The organism is Streptomyces albidochromogenes (assembly GCF_005981925.1).
Lineage (GTDB): Bacteria > Actinomycetota > Actinomycetes > Streptomycetales > Streptomycetaceae > Streptomyces > Streptomyces albidochromogenes.
In genome coordinates this window covers 1-6,106 of the sequence record NZ_VBVX01000358.1, presented here as the reverse complement: position 1 = coordinate 6,106, position 6,106 = coordinate 1, and the positions used below count along the sequence as shown (strand labels likewise).

Annotated in this window: 4 protein-coding genes; 2 read left to right on the top strand and 2 right to left on the bottom strand. The window is 70.6% G+C overall.

The features are described from left to right. The first annotated feature begins 401 nt into the window (after window positions 1-401). A complete protein-coding gene (locus E2E34_RS29935) occupies window positions 402-2,075 on the top strand; it encodes a tetratricopeptide repeat protein (protein ID WP_138905004.1) in 1,674 nt (557 codons plus the stop codon). Window positions 2,076-2,221: 146 nt separating this feature from the next. Here E2E34_RS29935 and E2E34_RS29930 read toward each other — a convergent pair whose 3' ends face one another. Then, entirely contained in the window at window positions 2,222-3,250 is a 1,029-nt protein-coding gene (locus E2E34_RS29930; protein WP_208765378.1) for a saccharopine dehydrogenase family protein, read from the bottom strand. A 143-nt stretch (window positions 3,251-3,393) separates the two neighbouring features. Here E2E34_RS29930 and E2E34_RS29925 point away from each other — a divergent pair, with 143 nt between their 5' ends. Continuing rightward, window positions 3,394-4,359 carry a helix-turn-helix domain-containing protein gene (locus tag E2E34_RS29925; RefSeq protein ID WP_138905003.1) on the top strand — a complete coding sequence of 322 codons (966 nt, stop codon included), beginning with the start codon at window positions 3,394-3,396 and terminating at the stop codon, window positions 4,357-4,359. 131 nt (window positions 4,360-4,490) lie between these two features. Here E2E34_RS29925 and E2E34_RS29920 read toward each other — a convergent pair whose 3' ends face one another. Further along, entirely contained in the window at window positions 4,491-5,693 is a 1,203-nt protein-coding gene (locus tag E2E34_RS29920) for a heparin lyase I family protein (RefSeq protein ID WP_138905002.1), read from the bottom strand. Between the last annotated feature and the right edge of the window lie 413 nt (window positions 5,694-6,106).

The following is a 6,106-nucleotide window of genomic DNA, read 5'->3' as shown; positions in this document are numbered from 1 at the left end:
CTCCCAGCCCCTCCACCGGCCGCCCCAGCCAGTCGCCACCCCCGGCGACCACCAGCCCTTCGCCGAGTCCTACCGGAAGTGTCAGCGCATCCCCCACAGGCAGCCCCGCGCCGAGCACGCCGGGCGCGCCGGTCGCCGGGCGGCGTTGATCGGGTTGCCGTTGGCGCGGCGGGGTCATCACGAGGGCCGGGCGACCTCCCGGTCCGAGTGGCGGGCTCGGGCACGGCGTGTCGCGGTTCCAGGCCGGGCGAGACCGGTTCCATCCTCGGCCACAGGTGTCCCCGAAGGCCTGCACCGCGTTGGGACAGTGCGTGCCGGTCTCGGCGCGTCCCCCTGTCCGGCCGGTCCGTACGGCTCGTACGCACCCGTTGCCGACCGGACCGTATCGTGAGGAGAGAAGGATGGACTACTACGACCTCGGCACCCACACCCGTCCCGTGACGACGTCCTCCCCGGTCGCCCAGATGTGGTTCGACCGCGGGCTGCTCTGGTCGTACGGCTTCCACCACGAGGAGGCCGTGTCCTGCTTCGAAGCCGCCGCCGCGGCGGATCCGGACTGCGCGATGGCCTACTGGGGCATCGCCTACGCGCTCGGCCCGAACTACAACAAGCCCTGGGAGTTCTTCGACGGCGAGGACCTCGCGCGAACCGTCGAGCGTACCCACGCGGCCGTCGAACGCGCGCACGAGAAGGCGGCCGGTGCCACTCCGGTCGAGCAGGCCCTGATCCAGGCGTTGCGGTACCGGTATCCGCAGGCGGAAGCGGTCGAGGACTGCTCTGTGTGGAACGAGCCCTACGCCGACGGCATGCGCGCCGTGTACGAGCTGGCTCCCGACGACCTCGATGTCGTCACCCTCCATGCCGACGCGCAGATGAACCTCACGCCCTGGCAGCTGTGGGACCTGCGGACCGGGCTGCCGGCGGCAGGCTCCCGCACGCTGGAGGCCAAGGCGGTCCTCGAGCGGGCGATCGGCACCGGGCGGGGGAAGGCGCACCCCGGCCTTCTGCACATGTACGTCCACCTCATGGAGATGTCCCCGACCCCCGAGGCCGCCCTGCCCGTCGCGGACCGGCTCCGCGGCCTCGTACCCGACGCCGGGCATCTGCAGCACATGCCCACCCACCTGGAGGTGCTCTGCGGGGACTACCGGCGTGTGGTGTCGGACAACACCGCCGCGATCGCCGCCGACGAGAAGTACTGTGCGCGGGCCGGCGCGATGAACTTCTACACGCTGTACCGCTCGCACAACTACCACTTCAAGATCTACGGTGCGATGTTCCTCGGCCAGTCGGCGACCGCCCTGGAGACCGCCGCACAGCTCGAGGCCTCCATCCCGGAGGACCTGCTGAGGGTGCAGAGTCCCCCCATGGCCGACTGGCTGGAGGGATTCCTCGCCATGCGGGTGCACGTGCTCATCCGCTTCGGCCGCTGGTCCGACATCCTGGAACTGCCGCTGCCCGCCGACCCGGAGCTGTACTGCGTGACGACGGCGATGCTCCGCTACGCCCGCGGCGTCGCCTTCTCGGCGACCGGCCGGATTCCTGAGGCGGAGAGCGAACGCGAACTGTTCCGTGCGGCCGCCTCCCGCGTACCCGGGTCACGCATGCTGTTCAACAACACCTGCGTCGACATTCTCACGATCGCGTCCGAGATGCTCGACGGCGAACTCGAGTACCGCAAGGGGAATCACGACGCCGCGTTCGCCGCGCTGGAGCGGTCGATCACACTCGACGACGGCCTTCCCTACGACGAGCCGTGGGGCTGGATGCAGCCCACCCGGCACGCGTACGGCGCCCTGCTGCTCGAACAGGGACGCCTGGAAGAGGCGGAGGCCGTCTACCGGGCCGACCTGGGCCTCGACGACACGCTGCCGCGTCCTTCACAGCACCCCGGCAACGTATGGGCACTGCACGGCTTCCACGAGTGTCTTCTGCGCCTGGGCAAGAGCGCGGAGGCGCAGATCGTGGCCCAGCAGCTGAAGCTGGCGTCCGCCATGGCGGACGTACCGATCAACGCGTCCTGCTTCTGCCGCCTCGAAGCGGTCGCGGGCACGGCGGAAGGCGGCTGCTGCTGACGGCCCCTCCCGAGCTCCGCCGGGACCTGCCGTCGTATCGCAGGAACGCACCGCGCCGCTCGAACCACCGAGCAGTGTCCGACCGCCTGAGTCCACTTCGCCCGGTCCCGCGCCCGGTTCCGCGCCTGAGGACCGACGCCCCTTCGCTACGGGAGCAGTTCCAGGGTGATGTGCGGGGACAGGGCGCGCAGGAAGTCGGGGGCGTCGAAGATCTCGCCTGCGGCGGCGACGCCGACCGTACGAGTGCGGCCGGTGAGAACGCGGTCGAGGGCCTCCACGACGAGGGGGGCCGTGACGGCGTAGATGTCCTGGCCGTGGGCCACCGCGCGGCGTTCGGCGCCGCCCGACCGCACGACCGCGTCGATCAGGAAGGTCTGGTCGGACCGTCCGCTTTCGTCGGCCGCGGACGGAACCGGCGTGTCCGGGGACGCTATGTCACGGACGGCCTCGACCGTCATGTAGGTGGTCACGTCCGGGATGGCCAGATGGCTGGGCACGGTCACCACGTCGGCCATCGTGAACTCCCCGATCACGGACCGGGAACCCATCGGTTCGGGGAAGCGCCACTCAAGGGTCGGCGGGGCGTCGGTGCGGTAGTCCCACTGACCGTTCGTGAAGCGCATGCGCCGCTCACCGCGCCGCTCCCGCGAGACCGCGCCCGAAAGCCGTGTCCCGGCGGTGGGGTGCCAACTGCTCAGGCCGTAGGCGATGTGCGCCTCGTCGGCCTGGGTCCAGTCACCCATGGCCGCGGTGGCCAGCAGGTCGCCCAGCCCACCGAAGAAGGCCATCGCCGGCACGATCACCGCGGCCGCCTCCCGTGCCCGGTCGGCGAAGTGCGCGAAGGTGTCGATGTTGGCCTCGATCTCGGCCGCCACGTCAAGGTACGGAATCTTGGCCCGCAGGGCCGCCTCGATCACGGGGGCGGTCGTCGAGGCGAACGGCCCGGCACAGTTGATCACGGCTGCGGCGCCGGCCAGCGCGCGGTCGAGCGAGTCCGGTGCGTCGACCGACGCCACCCGCGCCTCCAGCCCCGTCTCGTACGCCAGCGCCTTCAGCTTGGCGGCATCGCGGCCGGACAGCACCGGAACGAACCCGCGCTCCACCAGCTCCGCCACGACGAACCGCCCGGTGTGTCCGTACGCGCCGAACACCGCCACCGTCTGACCCGATCCCATGAGCCCACTCCCCTGCACTCGTCCGTACGCGGATGACCCGCAGCCGGTCCCCTTCGACCTGCCGCGCTCTGTCAGGAGGATCCTGTCGCGGAGCGCTGATCCGCACGAGTGTCCGCAACGACATGACCCATACACTTCCGGACATGCCTACTGTCGCGTTGGCCGTCACCGATGGCGTGCTGCACCTTGAGCTTTCCCTGGCGATCGAGGTCTTCGGCGCCGACCTGACCCACATCGCGGACCCGTGGTACAGCTTCTCGCTCTGCGGACCGAACACCGTGCAAGTCGGCCGCTTCACGATCGAACCCGACCATGGGCTCGACCATCTGGCACGCGCCGACACTGTGATCGTCCCGGGCTGGGCCGACACCGACCAGGACCCGCCCGCCGAACTCGTCGAAGCGGTACGCGCGGCCCATGAGGCGGGCGCACGCGTGGCCTCCCTGTGCACCGGCGCCTTCATCCTGGCCGCCGCCGGCCTCCTCGACGGCAAGCGCGCCACCACGCACTGGGCGCACACCCGGCAACTGGCTCTGCGCCACCCGAAGATCACCGTGGACCCGGACGTTCTCTACGTCGACAACGGCAGCGTGCTCACCTCCGCCGGCAAGGCCGCGGCCATGGACCTGTGCCTCCACCTGGTCCGCCTCGACCACGGCTCGTCGATCGCCAACAAGATCGCCCGGCGCCTGGTCGTACCACCCCACCGGGACGGCGGCCAGGCCCAGTTCATCGCCACCCCCGTCCCCGAGCCGGGCAACCATCCGCTGGCCGACCTCTTCCCCTGGGTGCTGGGGCGGCTGGACGAGCCGCTCACCGTGGAGGACCTGGCCCGCCGGGCGCGCATGAGCTCACGCCACCTGGGCCGCCACTTCAAGCAGGTGACCGGCACCACCCCGCTGCAGTGGCTCCACACCCAGCGCATACGCCACGCCCAGGAATTGCTGGAGACCACCGACAACACCGTCGACGCCATCGCCACGGCCACCGGTATGGGCACCGCCACCACCCTGCGTCGCCACTTCGCCCGAACTGTGGGCGTTCCCCCGGACACCTACCGCCGCACCTTCCGCTCCCAGGCCCGCCCCGGCCCGCGCCTCGGCGGCTGACACCAGTGACGCACCGCGGCGCGCGCCCGTCTTCGCGGAGCAGTTGGCCGACCGGGGCCCGTGAGCGAGCGCGACCGGAGGTGAGCCCGCCGCGGCAGGGCAGCGGGCCCGGGTGGGCGGTGCGCGCTCGGCTAGAGGCCGAGTGGCTTCGCTTCGGTGATGCTCGCCCAGTCGTTCTCCGGATTCGCCCAGAACGAGATCTTGAGGTACCGCGCGTCCCTCGGGCCCGAGGTGAAGAGCACGGTCTCGGGTGCCGTGGTCGTACCGGAACTGCGGCCTTCCCACACCTTGGTGTACGAGACGCCGTCCTGCGACGCGTGGATGGTGTAGTCGTTCCACCGCAGGTCACCACGGTGCCAGGCCACGGTGGCGCCGCAGAGCTGGCGGGGTGCGCCCGTGTCGAGGATCAGTGCGGCGCCGAATCCCTGGCCGGACCAGCGGGTCGCCAGGTTGCCGTCGATGGCGTTCGAGGGTGGGTTCGCCGGCTCGTACGTGGTGGCGGACGCGGCGGCGACCGCTGGGGCTCGCGCGCAGGTGCGCTGGGGCGCGACGTCCCCGTGGACGGCGCGCTCGTCACCCAGACGCAGAGCGTCGTAGTACACCACCCGCTGCGTGGTGCTGGAGGGAGCTCCGGTGTTCCAGTCCCATTTGTAGATGCCGAACTTGAAGTAGGGCGACCGTGGTCCCCCGTCGTGGGTTGGGCCGGTCTGGTGCACGACGCGCTGACCGTTCTTCCACACCTGAAGGAGACCGGTGCTGTCCGTCCGCCAGGTCACGTGGAAGACCCAGTCGACCCAGGTCCCCGTGGTGTAGGCCCCCAGATCGATGGGCTCACCACGGAAGTCGAGCTTCCAGCGCCCTTCGTCGGTCAGGAGTGCCAAGGGGGGCGAGCCGCCGGGGCAGCCGACGTCGCATTGATGCCACTGGCTCACGATCTCGGCCGAGCTGTCGTGGGTCCAAGTGCTCGCCAGGTTGATGCTGAAGCCGTACCAGCGGTCGGCGCCCGCGGGTTGCTCATCACGCTGCGATATCTCCGCCCGCTTGCTGCCGGAGACGACCGGATCGGATTTACGCAGCTCGAAGCGCGCCGCGTGGGAGCCGTCGCGGGTGGGGCTGGTGACGTTGGTGGCGCCGTACGACGTGGCCCACTGCTTGTTGAGGTTGGGGGGTGCTGCGGCGGGGAGGGTGCGGTCGGACGACTGCTCCCAGTCGAGGGTGCGTTGTACCCCGGCGGGATCGGCCACGGCTGTGTGCACGGGTGACAGTGCCACTCCTGCGGCCAGCACGGTCGAGCCCACTGCGACGATCCATGCTCTGAGACGTGATCTCTTCATGCTCGAGCTCCTTCGTTGGATGCCTGGCGAACGGTTTCGAGCCCCGGTACGGGCGCCGACTCTTCCCCCGCGGACCAGTGCCGGCAAGGGCGGACGGTACGGCGCTCGGAGTCCAGCGGGCGCTTCCTTTCACCACCGCCAAAAGGCCGACACGCCCGCCCGTTGACCGCCGTAGCCAAGCTCCCCAGGGCCGCCACACCTCATGGCTGCGCGGCACTTGACCGCGTACCGGCCCAGCGACGACATCGGGGGATGGGGCATGCCATCCGCCCCTGCGAGATGCTGCTTGCCGGCGAGGTCTGCTTCGCAGGCACGGCCTACTGCGTCACCTTCGCGGCTTCCGCCGCCGCAAGGCTGTCCGGATACGGCGTGAGCAACCGGTCGCGTCGGTCGGAGGCCGGGGCGGGCGGGCC

Excerpts from the sequence above, each read along its gene's own strand:
- E2E34_RS29920 (WP_138905002.1), bottom strand. The coding sequence starts at position 5,693 with ATGAAGAGATCACGTCTCAGAGCATGGATCGTCGCAGTGGGCTCGACC.
- E2E34_RS29935 (WP_138905004.1), top strand. The coding sequence starts at position 402 with ATGGACTACTACGACCTCGGCACCCACACCCGTCCCGTGACGACGTCC.
- E2E34_RS29930 (WP_208765378.1), bottom strand. The coding sequence starts at position 3,250 with ATGGGATCGGGTCAGACGGTGGCGGTGTTCGGCGCGTACGGACACACC.
- E2E34_RS29925 (WP_138905003.1), top strand. The coding sequence starts at position 3,394 with ATGCCTACTGTCGCGTTGGCCGTCACCGATGGCGTGCTGCACCTTGAG.